General features: G+C 63.2%; 16 protein-coding genes. 6 read left to right on the plus strand and 10 right to left on the minus strand.

Features of this window, described 5'->3' with window-relative positions; translation table 11 throughout:
* Positions 1 to 66: 66 nt before the first annotated feature.
* A complete protein-coding gene (clpB, locus tag QF118_RS01060; RefSeq protein ID WP_282300786.1) occupies positions 67 to 2685 on the minus strand; it encodes an ATP-dependent chaperone ClpB in 2619 nt (872 codons plus the stop codon).
* Between the two features lie 198 nt (positions 2686 to 2883).
* Here clpB and QF118_RS01065 point away from each other — a divergent pair, with 198 nt between their 5' ends.
* The 3 genes from QF118_RS01065 (at position 2884) to QF118_RS01075 (ending at position 4381) form a co-directional block, all read left to right on the plus strand.
* Entirely contained in the window at positions 2884 to 3186 is a 303-nt protein-coding gene (locus tag QF118_RS01065) for a hypothetical protein (RefSeq protein ID WP_282300787.1), read from the plus strand.
* Positions 3187 to 3210: 24 nt separating this feature from the next.
* On the plus strand, positions 3211 to 3906 hold the full coding sequence (gene pyrF, locus QF118_RS01070) for an orotidine-5'-phosphate decarboxylase (protein ID WP_282300788.1): 696 nt from the start codon (positions 3211 to 3213) through the stop codon (positions 3904 to 3906).
* 175 nt (positions 3907 to 4081) lie between these two features.
* Positions 4082 to 4381, plus strand: coding sequence for a hypothetical protein (locus tag QF118_RS01075; RefSeq protein WP_282300789.1), 300 nt, complete (start codon positions 4082 to 4084; stop codon positions 4379 to 4381).
* A gap of 75 nt (positions 4382 to 4456) precedes the next feature.
* On the opposite strand, the gene QF118_RS01080 is transcribed toward QF118_RS01075, so the two are convergent.
* Positions 4457 to 4870, minus strand: a complete 414-nt coding sequence (locus tag QF118_RS01080; RefSeq protein ID WP_282300790.1) for an NUDIX domain-containing protein — start codon at positions 4868 to 4870, stop codon at positions 4457 to 4459.
* Between the two features lie 34 nt (positions 4871 to 4904).
* Between QF118_RS01080 and QF118_RS01085 the strand changes: the two genes are divergently transcribed.
* Positions 4905 to 6158, plus strand: coding sequence for a DNA polymerase IV (locus QF118_RS01085; protein ID WP_282300791.1), 1254 nt, complete (start codon positions 4905 to 4907; stop codon positions 6156 to 6158).
* Position 6159: 1 nt separating this feature from the next.
* Here the strand turns inward: QF118_RS01085 and QF118_RS01090 are convergent, their stop codons facing one another.
* The 5 genes from QF118_RS01090 to QF118_RS01110 form a co-directional block, all read right to left on the minus strand.
* Positions 6160 to 6477: a DUF3775 domain-containing protein gene (locus tag QF118_RS01090; protein ID WP_282300792.1), complete on the minus strand. Its 318-nt coding sequence runs from the start codon at positions 6475 to 6477 to the stop codon at positions 6160 to 6162.
* Between the two features lie 64 nt (positions 6478 to 6541).
* A complete protein-coding gene (locus QF118_RS01095) occupies positions 6542 to 7273 on the minus strand; it encodes an SDR family NAD(P)-dependent oxidoreductase (RefSeq protein WP_282300793.1) in 732 nt (243 codons plus the stop codon).
* Positions 7270 to 7833 (minus strand): DUF3833 family protein, encoded by a 564-nt coding sequence (locus QF118_RS01100; protein WP_282300794.1) that lies wholly within the window; start codon positions 7831 to 7833, stop codon positions 7270 to 7272. The genes QF118_RS01095 and QF118_RS01100 overlap by 4 nt, the downstream gene beginning before the upstream one ends.
* Positions 7830 to 8609 (minus strand): DUF1365 domain-containing protein, encoded by a 780-nt coding sequence (locus tag QF118_RS01105; protein ID WP_282300795.1) that lies wholly within the window; start codon positions 8607 to 8609, stop codon positions 7830 to 7832. Before QF118_RS01105 ends, QF118_RS01100 begins: the two co-directional genes overlap by 4 nt.
* Positions 8606 to 9904, minus strand: a complete 1299-nt coding sequence (locus QF118_RS01110; RefSeq protein ID WP_282302385.1) for an NAD(P)/FAD-dependent oxidoreductase — start codon at positions 9902 to 9904, stop codon at positions 8606 to 8608. Before QF118_RS01110 ends, QF118_RS01105 begins: the two co-directional genes overlap by 4 nt.
* A gap of 113 nt (positions 9905 to 10017) precedes the next feature.
* Here QF118_RS01110 and QF118_RS01115 point away from each other — a divergent pair, with 113 nt between their 5' ends.
* Both QF118_RS01115 and QF118_RS01120 read left to right on the plus strand, forming a co-directional pair.
* Complete coding sequence (locus tag QF118_RS01115; protein ID WP_282300796.1) at positions 10018 to 10683, plus strand: sigma-70 family RNA polymerase sigma factor; 666 nt, start codon at positions 10018 to 10020, stop codon at positions 10681 to 10683.
* A gap of 1 nt (position 10684) precedes the next feature.
* The gene (locus QF118_RS01120; RefSeq protein WP_282300797.1) at positions 10685 to 11332 is read left to right on the plus strand and encodes a ChrR family anti-sigma-E factor; all 648 of its coding nucleotides are present in this window, start codon (positions 10685 to 10687) and stop codon (positions 11330 to 11332) included.
* Between the two features lie 270 nt (positions 11333 to 11602).
* Here QF118_RS01120 and lpdA read toward each other — a convergent pair whose 3' ends face one another.
* From lpdA to aceE, 3 genes are read right to left on the minus strand one after another with little or no spacing between them, the layout of a single operon-like run.
* Entirely contained in the window at positions 11603 to 13336 is a 1734-nt protein-coding gene (gene lpdA, locus QF118_RS01125) for a dihydrolipoyl dehydrogenase (RefSeq protein WP_282300798.1), read from the minus strand.
* Positions 13337 to 13350: 14 nt separating this feature from the next.
* The gene (gene aceF, locus QF118_RS01130; protein ID WP_282300799.1) at positions 13351 to 14619 is read right to left on the minus strand and encodes a dihydrolipoyllysine-residue acetyltransferase; all 1269 of its coding nucleotides are present in this window, start codon (positions 14617 to 14619) and stop codon (positions 13351 to 13353) included.
* Between the two features lie 21 nt (positions 14620 to 14640).
* The gene (gene aceE, locus QF118_RS01135; protein ID WP_282300800.1) at positions 14641 to 17298 is read right to left on the minus strand and encodes a pyruvate dehydrogenase (acetyl-transferring), homodimeric type; all 2658 of its coding nucleotides are present in this window, start codon (positions 17296 to 17298) and stop codon (positions 14641 to 14643) included.
* Positions 17299 to 17371: the final 73 nt, after the last annotated feature.

The following is a 17371-nucleotide window of genomic DNA, read 5'->3' on the forward strand; positions in this document are numbered from 1 at the left end:
CCCGGCATCAGGCTCCAACAAAAAAGGCCCGCCATCTCTGGCGGGCCTTTTCCTTTGCATCAAAGCTCAGTGCACCACGGCATCGTCCGGTTTGGGCCGGTTCGTGGCCCCGACCCGATCACCGATCAGCAGCCCGTCGGCCCCGGCGCTGACCGGGATCACGTCGCCGTCGTTCACATCGCCCGACAGCAGCATTTCCGCCAGCGGGTTCTGCAAGGCACGCTGGATCACCCGCTTGAGCGGGCGCGCCCCGAACACCGGATCATAGCCTTCGCTGGCCAGCCACTTGCGCGCATCCTCGTCCAGCTCCAGCCGGATTTTCCGCGCCGCAAGCCGTTTCAGCAGGCGGGCCATCTGGATATCGACGATGCCGTCCATGTCCTCGCGCTTGAGCCGATCAAAGATGATCGTCTCGTCCAGACGGTTCAGGAACTCGGGGCGGAAATGGGCCCGCACCGCGTCCATCACGTCGCGCTTGGCCTGCGCGCCATCCGACCCTTCGGGCAGCTGGCTCAGCGCCTGGCTGCCAAGGTTCGACGTCAGCACGATCAGCGTCTGCTTGAAATCGACCGTCCGCCCTTGACCATCGGTCAGCACACCGTCGTCCAGCACCTGCAACAGCACGTTGAAGACATCCGGGTGGGCCTTTTCGACCTCGTCGAACAGCACGACCTGATAGGGCCGGCGCCGCACCGCTTCGGTCAGCACACCGCCTTCGTCATAGCCGACATAGCCCGGAGGCGCGCCGATCAGACGCGACACCGCGTGTTTCTCCATGAACTCCGACATGTCGATCCGCACCATGGCGTTGTCGTCGTCGAACAGGAACTCGGCCAGCGCCTTGGTCAGCTCGGTCTTGCCCACACCGGTCGGCCCAAGGAACAGGAACGAGCCCAACGGCCGGTTCTCGTCGTTCAGACCGGCCCGTGCACGGCGCACCGCATTGGCCACCGCCGTCACCGCCTGGTTCTGACCGATCACCCGCTTGTGCAGGCCATCCTCCATCGCCAGCAGCTTGTCGCGCTCGCCTTCCAGCATCTTGCCCGCCGGAATCCCTGTCCAGCGTTCGACCACCGATGCAATCTGATCCGGGCGCACGGCCTCTTCGACCATCACGTCGCTGTCGTCCTGCGATTCCGCCTCGGCCAGTTGCTTTTCCAGCTGCGGGATCACGCCGTAAGACAGCTCACCGGCCTTGGCCAGATCACCGGCCCGCTTGGCCTGATCCAGTTGCGCCCGCGCCTGATCCAGCTTTTCCTTGATGTCGCGCGCACCGGCCAGCTTGTCCCGCTCGGCCTGCCACTTGGCGGTCATCTCGGCGCTCTGCTCTTGCAGGTTGGCCAGATCGACCTCGAGCTTGGCCAGACGGTCCTTGCTTGCCTGATCGTCCTCGCGGCGCAGCGCCTCGACCTCGATCTGCTTTTGCAGGATGTCGCGGTCCAGCGCGTCCAGTTCCTCGGGCTTGCTGTCCACTTCCATGCGCAGACGTGACGCGGCCTCGTCCATCAGGTCGATCGCCTTGTCCGGCAGGAACCGGTCGGTGATATAGCGGTGGCTCAGCGTCGCCGCCGCAACCAGGGCGCTGTCCGAAATCCGCACGCCGTGGTGCAGTTCGTACTTTTCCTTGATGCCGCGCAGGATCGAAATCGTATCCTCGACGGTCGGTTCTTCGACCATCACTGGCTGGAAACGCCGCGCAAGGGCCGCGTCCTTTTCGACGTGCTTGCGGTATTCGTCCAGCGTGGTCGCGCCGACGCAGTGCAATTCACCGCGCGCCAGCGCCGGTTTCAACAGGTTCGAGGCATCCATCGCCCCGTCTGCCTTGCCCGCGCCGACCAGCGTGTGCATTTCGTCGATGAACAGGATCACCTCGCCCGCGGCGGTCGTCACCTCGGACAGGATCGCCTTCAGACGTTCCTCGAATTCGCCGCGATACTTCGCACCGGCAATCAGCGCGCCCATGTCCAGCGACAACAGCCGCTTGTTCAGCAGGCTTTCGGGCACGTCACCATTGACGATGCGCAGGGCCAGACCCTCGGCAATCGCGGTTTTACCCACGCCGGGTTCCCCGATCAGAACCGGGTTGTTCTTGGTCCGACGGCTCAGCACCTGCATGGTGCGGCGAATTTCTTCGTCGCGGCCAATGATCGGGTCGATCTTGCCCTCGCGGGCGCGTTCGGTCAGGTCCTGCGCGTATTTCTTCAGCGCGTCATAACCCTCTTCGGCGCTGGCGGTATCCGCCGTGCGCCCCTTGCGCAGATCGTTGATCGCCTCGTTCAGCTTCTGGGCGGTCACGCCGCCCGCATCCAACGCCTCTTTGGCCGGGCTTTTGACCATGGCCAAAGCCATCAGCAGCCGTTCGACGGGGACAAAGCTGTCACCGGCCTTTTTTGCCAGCTTTTCGGCCTCGTCCAGCACCTTGCCGGTGCCGCTGTCCATGTAGATCTGCCCGGCATCGCCGGTCACTTTGGGGATCTTGGCAACCTTGGTTTCCAGAACCTGCACGACCCGCGCGGCATCGCCGCCCGCCCGTTTGATCAGGTTGCTGGCCATCCCCTGATCGTCGTCCATCACCGCCTTGAGCAGGTGTTCGGGCGCCAGTTTTTGATGATTTTCTCGCATGGCGATCGTCTGTGCCGCCTGAATAAAGCCGCGCGACCGCTCCGTGAACTTATCCAAGTTCATGGTATTCTCCTTCCATGTAAGCGCCCGGTTGATTTGGCCCGCGCCCGACTTGGCGGCACGCGGGGCCGATTGGGCCTCGCTCAAAAGATGGCGATTGCCCGCGGCGGCTTCAAGCCCCTCGCGTTGCAAAATTGCCACCCGCGCGCCTGCACCGATTGTTAAAGCCTTCGCTATATTCACCTCCGCAGGAGGCCCAGCATGTATGTAAAAAGCATCGAGTTTTCGGGGTTTGACGACACCGCCCCCGAAGGACCATCCAGGGGCGCGGTGCTTCTGGTCAACGACACCACGCGCATCCAGATCCCGCTGACCGTGCCCCGACACGTCGAGGTGCTCAAAAGCCGGCACCGTCTGCGCCTGCTGGCCATGGCACTGAAACGCGCGCGTCAGATGCCCGAATACCTTGAAGGCGATGAAATCCACTTTGCTCCGGGTCTTCTGCCCCATGGGCTGACATCGGTGGACTTGACGCCGCGACGGCAGGCACCCAAAAGCGGGTAAACCCCAGCTTGGAAAGGCCACCCCATGTCCGATGACCGATTGATCGTTGCGCTCGACGTTCCCACCGCCATCGAAGGGCTGCACATGGCCAGCGCGCTGGGGGATACCGTGTCGTTCTACAAGATCGGCCTTGGCATGCTGACCGGCGGCGGGCTTGCCCTTGCGAACGAGCTGAAACAGGATTTCGGCAAACGCATCTTTCTGGACATGAAGCTGTTCGACATCGGCGCCACGGTCGAGGCGGCGGTGCGCGGCCTTGCGCAATTCGATCTCGATTTCCTGACGGTGCATGGCGACCCATACGTCGTGCGCGCCGCCAAGGAAGGCGCCGCAGGCAAGGACATGAAAATCCTTGCTGTGACCATCCTGACCTCGCTTGACCGCGCCGATCTGGACGCCGCGCTGATCCAGCCCGGCGATATCCCCGAGCTTGTGACCACCCGCGCCGCCCGCGCCTTTGAGGCCGGGGCCGATGGCGTCATCGCCTCTCCGAACGAGGCCGCGCTGATCCGCGCCCTGCCCGAGGCGGCGGGCAAACTGATCGTCACCCCCGGCGTGCGCCCCGTCGGCGCCGACAAAGGCGATCAGAAACGAATCGCAACACCCGCCAGCGCCATCAGGGCCGGGGCCGACCATATCGTCGTCGGTCGCCCGATCCACCGCGCCCCCGACCCAAAGGCCGCCGCGCAGGCCATCGTGGACGAACTGCGCCTCGGCTAGGCCAAATCAGCCAAAAAGCGCTCAGATCCCGGGGGGATAGGCGGAATTTTGCACAATTCCGACCGCCAGCTCACACAGATTCGTGAGCCCCCCTTTTCGTCGCGGAACAAAATGCTCATCTGAAAGTTATCCACAGGACACCACGTCCGAATGGATCGCTACAGGAGGCATATCAATGTCGCGCAACAAGACTGAAATCGGTGAAATTCGTTACAACCCGGCCGAGCAGTGCTTTGAGGCCCTGGTTACATTTCACGGCACCACCGGAACGCGCCGGATCCCCGCAAGTTTCCGCGCGCCTCTCGAGGCCGAATTCGACGCTATCAGCAAGGGCCTGCTGCAGGCCGCGATGGCGCGCATCAACCGCCCCGACCAAATGAAATCCCGCCTGGAAAAGCTGCCCGCCCCCGCGCCGCAACCGCAACCCAGCGGCTTTGACTGGCAGGCCCTGCTGCACGGCAGCCGCGCCGCCTGATCCGAATACCGCCCGTTCTCATTGTCCCCCGAGAATGGCGGTTCACTGGCCGGGGCGCGTTTCGCGCTCCGGCCTTTATTTGTCAAGATAGCCGCGCAACACCGCGCGGAAATGCGGGATCGCCTGCGCATCGCGCACGAAATCGCCGGGCGCCATCACCTGCCACCCCTCGCCTTCGCCGCCGAACCGGATATCGCGCAGAATGCTGCCCGGCAGATGCGCCGCGAAAAACCACGTCAGCGCAGACCCCGTGTCGCGCAGATGCGCCATCCGCACCTGCGCCTCGGGCACGATCAACCCCAGCTCTTCGTGCGTTTCGCGCAAGGCGCAGGCCATCGGCGTCTCGTCCCCTTCGCGGCCGCCGCCGGGGAAATCCAGAAACCCCGGCCAGACCAGCCCCGGCGCATGATCGCGCCGCAACACGATGATATCCGCCCCCGCGAACAGCATCAGCTTGGCGCCCAGAAACGGCGCGAGTGGATCTGTCATGGCTTGCCCTTCCGCTTCACGCTAAACTGACCCCATGCCAGCCCTGTGCCGCGATTGTCTGACCTGTTTTGCATCCGGGCCGCGTTGCCCGGAGTGCGGTCGACCGCGCGTGCTGAACCATCCCGAACTGTGGGACCTGTCCATTGCCCATATGGACTGCGACGCCTTTTATGCCAGCGTGGAAAAGCGCGACAACCCGGATCTGGCCGACAAACCCGTGATCATCGGCGGCGGGCGGCGCGGCGTGGTGTCCACCGCCTGCTATGTCGCCCGCATTCGCGGCGTGAAATCCGCCATGCCGATGTTCAAGGCGCTGCAACTGTGCCCCGACGCCGTGGTGATCAAACCGCGCATGGACGCCTATGTCGAGGCAAGCCGCGCCATTCGCGCCATGATGGAGGAGCTGACCCCCGCCATCGAACCGCTGTCGCTGGACGAGGCCTTTCTTGACCTGACCGGCACCGCCCGCCTGCACGGCGCGCCGCCTGCCGTCATGCTGGCCCGGCTGGTCAAACGGATGAAATCCGAACTGGGGCTGACCGGGTCGATCGGGCTGTCGCACAACAAATTCCTTGCCAAGATCGCCAGCGATCTGGACAAACCGCGCGGCTTTTCGGTGATCGGCAAGGCCGAGACGGAATCCTTCCTGCGCCCCAAGTCCGTGCGCCTGATCTGGGGTGTCGGCAGCGCCGCACAGGAAACGCTGGAAAAGGCCGGCATTCGCAGCTTTGACGATCTGCTGCGCTGGGACAGGCGCGATTTGAACGCGCGCTTCGGGTCGATGGGCGAACGGCTATGGTACCTCGCGCGCGGGCAGGATTTCCGCCGCGTGACGCGCAATGCCCCGATGAAATCCATTTCGAACGAAACCACCTTTTCCGAGGACACCAGCGACACCGACCTGCTGGATGGCCACCTGTGGCGCCTGTCCGAAAAGGTCGCCGACCGCGCCAAGGCCAAGGGGCTGGCCGGCCGCGTCGTCACGCTCAAGGTCAAGCGCGCCGATTTCCGGCTGATCACCCGCCGCGTGTCGCTGACCGATGCCACGCAGATCGCCGACCGCATCTATCGCACCGCGCGCCCGCTGTTTGACCAGGTGCAGGCGCAGGGGCCGTTCCGGCTGATCGGCACGGGCATTTCCGATCTGGTCCCCGAGGATCAGGCCGACCGCGTGCCCGACATGCTGGACCCGCAGGCCGCCGCCCGCGCCAAGGCCGAAAAGGCCACCGACGCCCTGCGCGCCAAGTTCGGCGATGGTGTGATCCTGAAAGGCCGCGCGCTTCGGTGACCTACATCACCGCATCTTCTTCGTCCTGGGTGTCGTACCCCAGCGACTCCAGCCCGGCCTCAAGGTTGTCGGCCAGATGCGGCGTGCCGATCAGGTAATCCGCCGTCGGGGTCGATGCCTCGGCATAGGCGGTTTGATAGGCCTCCTGGAATTCCTCGGCCTCGAACGACCCGCGCCCGATCCACATGATCGCCACCAGCGCGGCCTGTTCCTCTTCGCCCATCCGGTCGATAAGGCCCCGCAGCTCGCCCTCGGCGCGCCCCAACTCGCGCGCCATCACGATGACGGCCGCCACTTTCCGAACACTGATCTGTTCCATCCCGCGTCTCCCTTTGCATTCGCAAGGGCGATCATGGGCGGCGCGGCCCACGCGCGCCTTGATCTTACGCAAACAGGCGGTAGTAGGCCCAATCGGGCAGGAATTGCCCCAGCCGGAACACCAGGCTGAACCCCATGGGGAACGACCGTTTGAAGCGGTCGGTGGTCATGTGCTCAAAGCAGATGCGCGCGGCCTCCTCGGGCTCCATCAGGAAGGGCATCTTGAAATCGTTCTTTGCGGTCAGGCGTGTCCGGATGAAGCCGGGGTTGATCAATTGCACGTCCACCTCCGTCTTGCGCAGGTCGGCATATAGCGACTCGGCCAGCGCCATCACCCCGGCCTTTGACGCGGTATAGGGCGCCGAATCCGGCAACCCGCGAAAGCCGGACAGCGATCCGGTCAGAACGATGTGGCCCTTGCCGCGTTCGACAAAGCGCGGCAACACCACGCCCATCAGCGCCATGGCCCCGGCAAAGTTGACCTGCGCCATGGTATTGGCCTGCCCGGCGTTCCAGTCCTTGGCGCCAAAGGGCCAATAGACGCCGGCCATCTGCACCACGCCGTCGATCTCTCCGATCTCTTGGGCGACCTGCTCCAGCGCCTTGGTGTCAGTCACATCCACCGGCGCGATCTGCGCCTTGCCCGGCAATTCGGCGGCCAGTTTTTCCAGCCCCTCGCGGGAGCGCGCCGACAGGATCAATTCGCACCCTGCCGCGCTCAGCCGGTGGGCCAGTGCTGCCCCCAACCCTTCCGAGGCGCCCACCAACCAATACCGTTTGCCGATCCAATCCCTCATGCCGCTTCCGCCTTTCGCATCGTGGCCACCAGTTCGGCCACCTTGATTCCGTATTTACGAAACTGACTGCGGTTCACGATGGTTCCATTCGGCGCAAGATACATCCAGTCGATGGTGTCCAGAACATGCCCGCCCGCGTCCTCGGGCAGGCGGATGCGATAGCGCAGATGCACGGACCCACCGCTTTGCGCGCCGCGCCCTTCGCCGACCAGATCGGGCGCGGTGGCGCGGATGCTGCCGTCATTGCCCAGCAAAAGCTGCCATTCGCGGTGCTGCTCGGACCCGCTTTCATAGCGGAAATGCTCTTTCATCACGCCCCGGTTGCCTTCCCAGTGCACGTCGAAATCCCCGACAAAGCGGGACGACACGCGCCCCGTCGGGCCATAGATCACGCCTTCGCAGATCAACGGCCCGTCCAGATCGCGGCGCAGGTCGATGGCATGGGCGTCACCGGCATAATCGCCGGCTTTCTGGGCGGCAAAGCCGAAGTACCGTGCCTTGAGCCATAGCAGCGCCAGAACCGCCACTGCTCCGATGGCCATGAAAAACGCATAGGTCATCCTTGTGCCTCCTTGGTGGCTTGACTGACTGAGTGGTCGGGCGGCGCAGGGCGGTTGCGATAGCCCGCGCCCTTTGCCCATAGTTTCAGGGCCTGCCAGTGGATCAATCCCAGGACACGCCGCGCCCCGAAGGGACGGCGCACAAGCGCCCAAAGGATTGCCCGGTTGGTCAGGGGTTTGCGTTCCCCGCACAGGGAGGCAATCACGCCGCCGTCGCCATGGGTCAGGTCGATCCAGATCCCGATGCGGTCCTTGGTGATGTCAAAGCGGAATTCATAGCCGCCCGCGATGGGCTGGAACGGCGAGACATGAAACACCTTGCTGGCGGTGATGCGATCGTGCCGGGTGATCGGCGCGCCCCCCGGCAGGGCGCACAGATAGGAATGCCGGTCGCCAAAGGTGTTGGTCACCTCGGCGATCACCGCAACCATCTGCTGCTGATCGTCATGCGCCAGCCAGAAGGACACCGGGTTGAACACATGCCCCAGCAGGCGCGGCTGCGTCAGCAGCAGCAGCGGCCCATCGGCCCGGATCTGGTGCTGCGCCAGCACCTCGCGCGCCCACGCGGCGCCCCTGCCCTGTTTCGGCGCCCCGCCATGGTCGCGGTCCTGGACCGAACACAGGTTCGCGCGATTGCGCGAGAACAGGCCCGGCGCGCGCAGCGGCGCCTCGGCGTCCAGCAGCACGTAATCGACCGAGTAGCGAAAGCTGTTTTCAACCTCGCCCTTGCGGCCATGATAGGTATGGCCCGCGATATGCGTGACGGTGGTCGTCATGCTGCCCGCACCGTGCCAGAGCTGCGCGCCATCAGCGCCTGAACCACGTCGACCGCGCTGGACAGGCCGTCCTCGTGAAAGCCGTTCTTCATCCACGCGCCGCAGAACCAGGTGTTGTTCGCGCCGTTCAGCGCCGCCACCTGTCTTTGCCCTTCCAGCGCGGCCAGATCATAGACCGGGTGCCGCAGGGTCACCTCGTCATGGATCAGGTCTTCGCGGATCGGACGGGTGGAATTGAGTGTGACGAACAGCGGATCGTCCTGCGGGATCGGTTGCAGGCAGTTCATCCAATAGGTCAGGTCGATCTGGTTCATTTCCTTGCGGGCGGTTTCGGTGTAATTCCACGATGACCAAACGGCCTTGCGCTTGGGCATGATCGCGGCGTCGGAGTGCAGAACGATCTGGTTGGGCTGATACCGCACCGCGCCCAGTGCCTGCCGTTCGGCCCTGTTGGCATCGCTCAGCAGGCGCAGGCTGTCGTCGGAGTGGGTGGCAAAGACCACGTCGTCGAACGCCTCCCAGTCGCCGCCGATCGCCCGGACCTGCACGCCGCCGGCGGTGCGTTTCACGCCCTGGATCGGACAGCCGACGCGGATCTCGGCGCCCTTGCGCAAAAGATCGGCCTGAAGGCGCTGCACGTATTGCACCGACCCGCCCTGAACGGTGTACCACTGGTGCTGGCCGGAATGGTGCAGCAGCGCGTGGTTCTCGAAGAATTGCACCAGGGCCTGCGCCGGAAAATCCAGGATCTTCTCTGTCGGGGTCGACCAGATCGCCCCGGACAGCGGCAACAGATAATAGCGGCGAAACCAGTCGCCCATCTGCAACTGGTCCAGGAATTCGCCCAGCGGCACAGACCGATCTTGCGCCGCATCCAAAGCCCGCGCATTGAACCGCGTGATGTCGCGGATCATGCCCCAGAACCGGGGGTTCAGCGCATTGCGTTTCTGGGCAAAGATCGCCCCAAGATCGCGCAGGCCATATTCCATCACGCCGCCGCGCAGGCTGGCCGAAAAGCTCATGTCGGATTTCGCGACAGGCACGTCCAATTCCTCGAACAGGGCGCACAGATGCGGATAATTGGCCCGGTTGAACACGATGAACCCGGTATCGACGGGCTGGTCGCCGCGCTTGCCGGCCATCACGGTGCGGGCATGACCGCCCAGCCGGTGCTCGGCCTCGAACAGGGTCACGTGATGCGCCCCGGCCAGCATCTGCGCCGCGCCAAGGCCAGATATTCCGGCGCCGATCACGGCAATCTTGCGCGGTGCGCTGGGGCGGGCTTCGAAGGGCATCATTATCACCTGTTTTTTCGTCGTTTTCAGGAATGATACGGGGGCCATCGCATTTTGGATGACATTGAGCAGAATTTAGTGATCCATCCCCGCGGGCGCGCCGTAAGAAAGATATGTTTGGACAAACCGACCTTTTGACTCGCCCTGATGCCGCGCCTGTTGATCTTGGCCGCGAGGCAGGACATGTCTTGGTGACAGCCGGGAAAAACAGGGCCAGACAGGTGACAGCTCAGGAAAACGACAGATCGGCCGATTGGATCGCCTGCATTGCGCGCATTCGCGATCACGGCGACGAAGCCGCCTTTGCCGCGCTGTTTCGCCACTTTGCCCCCCGCGTCAAAGGCTTTCTCATCCGCTCCGGCGCAGACGAGGCATTGGCCGAGGAATGCGTTCAGGACGTCATGGCGACGATCTGGAAAAAGGCTGCGCAGTTCGATCCATCGCGCGCATCGGTTTCAACCTGGATCTTCACCATCGCGCGCAACCGCAAGATCGACCACCTGCGCAAACAGCGCCGCCCCGAACCCGAGGATCTGACCTGGGGCCCCGAAGCCGAACCCGACCAGGCCGAGGTCATCGGCCTGCAACAGGAAACCGAACAATTGGGCGCAGCGATTGCCGCGCTTCCCGAAAAACAACGCAAGCTGATCGAACAGGCCTATTTCGGTGATCTCAGTCATTCCGAAATTGCCGAGGCAACGGGGTTGCCTCTGGGCACGATCAAATCACGTATACGACTGGCGCTGGAACGCCTTCGCCACGCAATGAGCCAAAGCTGACATGACACATTCCATCACACACCACCTGACCGACGATCTGATCCTTGGCTATTCGGCCGGCACCCTGCCCGAAGCGGTCAACCTGATCGTGGCCACCCATGTTTCGCTGTGCGACGAATGCCGGGCGGCTTTGGCGGCGCATGATACCGTGGGCGGCAGCCTGCTGGATCAGGGAACCACCGCCGCCGTTTCCGACGCCTGCCTTGACAAGGTGATGGCCCGCATCCGGCAATCCGGGGCTCCGGAACGGATCACGGTGCACTCCGATCCGGTGCTTCCGGCGCCGCTGCGCGATTATGTCGGCAATTCGCTGGCGGATGTGAAATGGCGCCCCGTCGGCATGGGCGTGAAACAGGCGATCCTGAAAACCTCGTCCGAGGCGACGGCGCGTTTGCTGTATATCCCTGCGGGCACCGCCGTGCCGGATCACGGTCACAACGGGCTGGAACTGACGCTGGTGCTTCAGGGCGCCTTCAGCGACGAAGACGGCACCTTTCGGCGCGGCGACGTCGAGGTGGCGACCGACGCGGTCGAACACACGCCCATCGCGGACATATCGCAGGATTGCATCTGTCTTGCGGTGACCGACGCGCCGCTGCGTTTCAAGGGATTGCTGCCAAGGCTCGCGCAGCCCTTCCTGGGTATCTGAGGCACCGGATCAATCAAATCTGACATAAAGTCATGCTGCGAACTCTGCGAAGGCGGGGTTCGCAAACAGCAATCTGTACCAAACTGGTCCAAAGTCGCACCGATGGCAGCTTACCGCGGGCGGCATTCGGGTTAAAAAACCTTGCGCCCTTGTGGGTTTTCGCGGGTTTGCCACCACATGCGCCCGCTGCGCAAAAGGGCGCGCGCTGCATTCCCCCAGCGCGCGCCCCCTTCTATAAACCCACCAAACCGGCAGGTTAATGCACTGAAATCAGTGCTTTTTCTTCTTCGGCGGCATCAGGTCCGTAATGGTACCTTCGAACATCTCGGCGGCAAAGTTCACCGTTTCCGACAGCGTCGGGTGCGGGTGGATCGTATGCCCCAGATCGACGGCATCCGCGCCCATTTCGATCGCAAGCGCGCATTCCGAAATCAGGTCACCGGCATTGGTCCCGACGATGCAGGCCCCGATGATCCGGTCATCCGCCGGGTCGAACAGCAGCTTGGTCATGCCTTCGCTGCGCCCGTTCGACAGGCTCTTGCCCGACGCCGCCCAGGGGAACACGCCTTTTTCGTAGGTGATGCCCTTGGCCTTGGCCTCGGTTTCGGTCAGCCCGCACCACGCCACCTCGGGGTCGGTATAGGCGACGCTGGGGATCAGCTTGGCGTCAAAGAACCGTTTGTGCCCGGCGCAAACCTCGGCCGCGACCTTGCCTTCGTGCACGGCCTTGTGCGCCAGCATGGGCTGGCCAACCACGTCGCCGATGGCGAAGATATGCGGCACGCCGGTACGCTGCTGGCCATCCACGGAGATAAAGCCGCGATCGTCCACCGCCACACCGGCCTGTTCGGCCGCGATCAGCTTGCCGTTGGGCTTGCGGCCCACGGCCACCAGAACCTTGTCAAAGGTATCGCTGAAGCTTTCGCCCTTGTCGTCCTCAAAGGTGACCTTCATGCCGCCCTTAAGCGCCTCGACTGCCGTGACCTTGGTCTTGAGAAAGATGTTCTCGTAACGGCCCTTGATGCGGTTCATCAGCGGTTTGACGATGTCCTTGTCGGCGCCGGGGATGATCTGATCCATCAGTTCAACCACAGTGACCTTGGACCCAAGCGCGTCATAGACGCAGGCCATTTCCAGCCCGATGATGCCGCCGCCCAGCACCAGCATCCGTTTCGGGATGTCGCGCAGTTCCAGCGCGCCGGTGCTGTCGATCACCCGGTCGTCTTCCGGGATGAACGGCAGCGCCACGGGTTCCGAGCCTGCCGCGATGATGCACTGGTCAAAGCTGACAGTCTTTGTGCCCTCGTCGCCGGTGACTTCGATCATGTTCGGGCCGGTGAACTTGCCATAGCCGCGCACGATCTGAACCTTGCGGCCCTTGGACAGCCCGTCAAGGCCACCGGTCAGCTGGCTGACGACGCTGTTCTTGAAACCGCGCAATTCGTCCAGGTCGATCTTGGGTTTGGAAAAGGCGATGCCGTGCGACGACATTTCCTCGGCCTCGGTGATCACCTTGGCAACGTGCAGCAGCGCCTTGGACGGAATGCAGCCGACGTTCAGGCAGACCCCGCCCAGCACCGGGCTCTTCTCGATCAGGACAACCTTCTTGCCCAGATCGGCGGCCCGGAAGGCGGCAGTATAGCCGCCAGGGCCCGAGCCCAGAACAACCACCTCGGCGTGCACGTCACCGGGGCCGCTGGCGCTGCCGGTGGCGGCAACCGCCTTGGGCGCTTCGGCGGCGGGGGCTTCGGCCTTGGGGGCCTCGGCCACGGCGTCCGCGCCCTCGAGCGTCAGGATCACGCTGCCTTCGGAGACCTTGTCGCCCTCTTTCACCAGGATCGAGGCCACCTTGCCAGCAGAGGGGCTGGGCACTTCCATCGTGGCCTTGTCGGACTCGATCTCGATCAGCGGGTCTTCGGCGGCGACAGTATCGCCGACCGAAACCAGAACCGTGACAACGGGGACGTCGGTGAAATCACCGATATCGGGTACTTTGACTTCCATTCGAACGTCCTCCCTTACCACATCAACTTGCGCATATCGCCAAGCAGCGTCTTGAGCGTCACGGTGAACCGCGCGGCCAAGGCGCCGTCGACGGCACGGTGGTCATAAGACAGTGACAAGGGCTGCATCAGGCGCGGCACGAATTCCGAACCGTTCCAGACCGGCGCCATTTTCGACCGCGTCAGGCCAAGGATCGCAACCTCGGGCGCGTTGACGATGGGGGTAAAGCTGGTGCCCCCGATGCCGCCCAGCGACGAGATGGTAAAGGTCGCGCCCTGCATGTCCTTGGACTTCAGCTCGCCATCGCGGGCGGCCTTGGACAGGGTCATCAGTTCCTTGGAAATCTCGACCAGGCCCTTGCGGTCCGCGTCCTTGATAACCGGCACCATCAGACCATTGGGCGTGTCAGCGGCAAACCCGATGTTATAATAGGATTTCTTGATCAGCTTGTCGCCATCGGGATGGATCGAGCTGTTGAATTCCCAGTGGGTTTTCAGCGCGGAAACGCTGGCCTTGATCACAAAGGACAAAAGCGTGACGCGATAGCCGTCTTCCTTGGCCTGCGTGTCCATTTCCTTGCGATATTTGTCCAGATCGGTGATGTCCGCCTCGTCGTTGTGGGTGACGTGCGGGATATTCAGCCAGGACCGGTGCAGAGCGGGGCCGCTGATCTTTTTGATCCGGGGCATTTCCACATCTTCGACCGGGCCGAACTTGCTGAAATCCACGGCGGGGATCGGCGGAATACCCATGCCGCCCTGGGCGGCGCCACCACCGGCGGCGGGGACAACGGCGGCTTTCATCGCCTTTTCAACGTCTTCACGCAGGATGCGGCCCTTGCGGCCCGATCCGTTGACGGTGTTGAGGTCCACCTCGACCCGGCGGGCAAAGGCCCGAACCGACGGCGATGCGTGCACCTTGGAGAAACCCGCATCCATGACCGGCGCGGCGGCCGGGGCGGCGGCAGCGGCAGGCGCAGCGGCAGGCGCAGCAGCGGCCGGGGCGGGCGCGGCGGCTTTCGGGGCCTCGGCCGGGGCCGCAGCGGCGCCATCGGCCTCGATGATCAGGATCACGCTGCCTTCGGACACCTTGTCGCCCTCGGACACCTTGATTTCCTTGACCACACCGGCGTGGCTGGAGGGAACCTCCATCGTCGCCTTGTCGCTTTCCAGTTCGACAATCGGGTCTTCGACGGCGACCGTGTCGCCCACGCTGACCAGAACGGTCACCACCGGCACATCGTTGAAATCGCCAATATCGGGAACTTTAACTTCAGTTGTCATGTGTTTTCTCCTCGTTCCCGCTTATGCCGTGCGCGGGTTCGGCTTACCGCCGTCGATGTCGTATTTCTTCATTGCCTTTTCGAGGTCCTTGTCGCTGACCAGACCCTCGCGCCACAGGTCCACCATGGCGGCGGCGGCGATGTGGTTTGCGTCCACTTCGAAGTGCCGACGCAGGTTCACCCGGCTGTCCGAGCGGCCAAAGCCGTCGGTGCCCAGAACCGTGAAACGACCCGGAACACAGGGGCGGATCTGCTCGGCGTAGTTCTTCATATAGTCGGTGGCCGCGATGATCGGACCCTTGACGCCTTCGAGCAGTTCGGTCGCATAGGCCTTGCGCTGTTCGGCAAAGGGATTCAGGCGGTTGAAGCGCAGGGCGTCCTGGCAATCGCGCGCCAGTTCGTTGAACGAGGTGGCCGACCAGATATCCGAGGTCACGCCAAAGTCCTCTTTCAGCAATTCGGCGGCCTTGATCGCCTGCACAAGGATCGTGCCCGAGCCCATCAGGTTCACATGTTTTTTCGCAGGCTTCGCCGTCTTGGACATGCGGTAGAGGCCACGGATGATGCCCTCTTCGGAGCCCATCGGCATTTCGGGATGCTGATAGTTCTCGTTCATCAGGGTGAGATAGAAGAACACGTCTTCCTGATCCTCGAACATCCGCTTCATGCCATTCTGCACGATGACCGCCACTTCGTAGCTGAAGGTCGGGTCATAGCTGATGCAGTTCGGAACGGTGCTGGCCAAGATGTGGCTGTGGCCGTCTTCGTGCTGCAGGCCCTCGCCGTTCAGCGTGGTCCGCCCGGCGGTGCCGCCCAGCATGAAGCCGCGCGCCCGGCTGTCGCCCGCCGCCCAGGCCAGATCGCCGATCCGCTGGAACCCGAACATCGAGTAGTAGATGAAGAACGGGATCATCGGGACGCCGTGATTGCTGTACGCCGTCGCAGCGGCGATCCAGTCGGCCATGGCGCCGGCTTCGTTGATGCCCTCTTGCAGCACCTGACCGTCCAGCGATTCCTTGTAGTACATCATCTGGTCGCGGTCTTCGGGGGTATAGTGCTGGCCCAGCGGGTTGTAGATGCCGACCGAACGGAACAGCCCCTCCATCCCGAAGGTGCGGGATTCGTCCGGCACGATGGGCACGACCCGCTTGCCGATCTTCTTGTCGCGCAGCAGCGTCGTCAGGATACGGACAAAGGCCATGGTGGTGCTGATTTCACGATCACCGGTCGATTCCAGCTGGCCCTTGAACTTGTCCAGGGCCGGAATCTCCAGCTTTTCGCTTTGGGTTTCACGCTTGGGGAAAGCGCCGCCCAGATCCTTGCGACGCTCGGCCAGATAGGCCTTTTGCGCGTTGTTCAGGGACACAAAGGGAATGTCCTTTTCCAGCTCGGCATCCGTCACCGGAATCTTGAACCGGTCGCGCATCGCCTTGAGCTGGTCGAACTGCATTTTCTTTTGCTGGTGGGTCGTGTTCTGACCTTCGCCAGCGGTGCCCATGCCATAGCCCTTGACGGTCTTGACCAGCAGAACGGTCGGTTGGCCGTCGGCCTTGGTGGCGCGCATGAAGGCGTTATAGACCTTTTTCGGGTCATGGCCGCCACGACGCAGCGCCCAGATCTGATCGTCGGTCCAGTCTTTCACCAGCTCCGCCGTTTCCGGGTATTTGCCAAAGAAATGCTTGCGGATATAGGCGCCGTCCTTGGATTTGAACGTCTGGTAATCACCGTCGATGGTTTCATCCATCAACTGGCGCAACCGGCCGCTGGTGTCCTTTTCCAGCAGCTCGTCCCAGCCCTTGCCCCAAAGCAGCTTGATCACGTCCCAGCCCGAGCCGCGGAAGTTGCCTTCGAGTTCTTGCACGATCTTGCCGTTGCCGCGCACCGGGCCATCAAGGCGCTGGAGGTTGCAGTTGACCACGAAAATCAGGTTGTCCAGCCCTTCGCGTGCGGCCAGGGCGATGGCGCCTTGCGATTCCGGCTCGTCCATCTCGCCGTCGCCAAGGAAGGCCCAGACCTTGCGATCGGCGGCGTCGATCAGGCCGCGATTGTGCAGGTATTTCATGAACCGCGCCTGGTAGATCGCCATCAGCGGGCCAAGGCCCATGCTGACCGTCGGGAACTGCCAGTACTCGGGCATCAGCCAGGGGTGCGGATAGGACGACAGCCCGCCGCCGGCGACTTCAGAGCGGAAGTTCTTCAGCTCTTCTTCGCTGATGCGCCCCTCCATGAAGGACCGCGCGTAGATGCCGGGGACAACGTGGCCCTGGAAAAACACCAGGTCGCCGCCGTGGATTGCCGATTTGGAGCGCCAGAAGTGGTTCAGACCGATGTCATACAGCGCGGCAGAGGAGGCAAAGGACGCGATGTGCCCACCGTATTCGCTGCTTTCCTTGTTGCGCTTGACGACCGTGGCCATGGCGTTCCAGCGGTTGATGGTGCGGATGCGCCATTCCATTTCATGGTCGCCCGGCATGTCGACTTCGTCATCCGGAGAGATCGTGTTCTGATAGGGCGTGGTGGACGAAAACGGCAGCTTGGCGCCAGCGGCACGGGCGCGCTGAACCGCCTTGTCCAAAAGGAAATGCGCGCGGTCGGCACCGTCGCGTTCGATGACGTCCTCTACGGCCTCCTGCCATTCCTGGCTTTCAACCGGATCAATGTCCTGGGGCGTGTCTTTCATTGGCCTCTTCCCTTCCATACGCAAAATGCGCAAAATTTGGTTTAATGCTAAACCATAGTGTTTTTGCGGGGAG

Source organism: Tropicibacter oceani (assembly GCF_029958925.1).
In the GTDB taxonomy this organism is placed as follows: Bacteria; Pseudomonadota; Alphaproteobacteria; order Rhodobacterales; family Rhodobacteraceae; genus Pacificoceanicola; species Pacificoceanicola oceani.

Bases quoted from the DNA above. Each gene is read 5' to 3' on its own strand.
- lpdA (WP_282300798.1), bottom strand. From the start codon at position 13,336: ATGGAAGTCAAAGTACCCGATATCGGTGATTTCACCGACGTCCCCGTT.
- QF118_RS01105 (WP_282300795.1), bottom strand. From the start codon at position 8,609: ATGACGACCACCGTCACGCATATCGCGGGCCATACCTATCATGGCCGC.
- QF118_RS01065 (WP_282300787.1), top strand. From the start codon at position 2,884: ATGTATGTAAAAAGCATCGAGTTTTCGGGGTTTGACGACACCGCCCCC.
- QF118_RS01095 (WP_282300793.1), bottom strand. From the start codon at position 7,273: ATGAGGGATTGGATCGGCAAACGGTATTGGTTGGTGGGCGCCTCGGAA.
- aceF (WP_282300799.1), bottom strand. From the start codon at position 14,619: ATGACAACTGAAGTTAAAGTTCCCGATATTGGCGATTTCAACGATGTG.
- QF118_RS01090 (WP_282300792.1), bottom strand. From the start codon at position 6,477: ATGGAACAGATCAGTGTTCGGAAAGTGGCGGCCGTCATCGTGATGGCG.
- QF118_RS01115 (WP_282300796.1), top strand. From the start codon at position 10,018: ATGTTTGGACAAACCGACCTTTTGACTCGCCCTGATGCCGCGCCTGTT.
- clpB (WP_282300786.1), bottom strand. From the start codon at position 2,685: ATGAACTTGGATAAGTTCACGGAGCGGTCGCGCGGCTTTATTCAGGCG.
- QF118_RS01110 (WP_282302385.1), bottom strand. From the start codon at position 9,904: ATGCCCTTCGAAGCCCGCCCCAGCGCACCGCGCAAGATTGCCGTGATC.
- QF118_RS01085 (WP_282300791.1), top strand. From the start codon at position 4,905: ATGCCAGCCCTGTGCCGCGATTGTCTGACCTGTTTTGCATCCGGGCCG.
- QF118_RS01075 (WP_282300789.1), top strand. From the start codon at position 4,082: ATGTCGCGCAACAAGACTGAAATCGGTGAAATTCGTTACAACCCGGCC.
- aceE (WP_282300800.1), bottom strand. From the start codon at position 17,298: ATGAAAGACACGCCCCAGGACATTGATCCGGTTGAAAGCCAGGAATGG.
- QF118_RS01120 (WP_282300797.1), top strand. From the start codon at position 10,685: ATGACACATTCCATCACACACCACCTGACCGACGATCTGATCCTTGGC.
- QF118_RS01100 (WP_282300794.1), bottom strand. From the start codon at position 7,833: ATGACCTATGCGTTTTTCATGGCCATCGGAGCAGTGGCGGTTCTGGCG.
- pyrF (WP_282300788.1), top strand. From the start codon at position 3,211: ATGTCCGATGACCGATTGATCGTTGCGCTCGACGTTCCCACCGCCATC.
- QF118_RS01080 (WP_282300790.1), bottom strand. From the start codon at position 4,870: ATGACAGATCCACTCGCGCCGTTTCTGGGCGCCAAGCTGATGCTGTTC.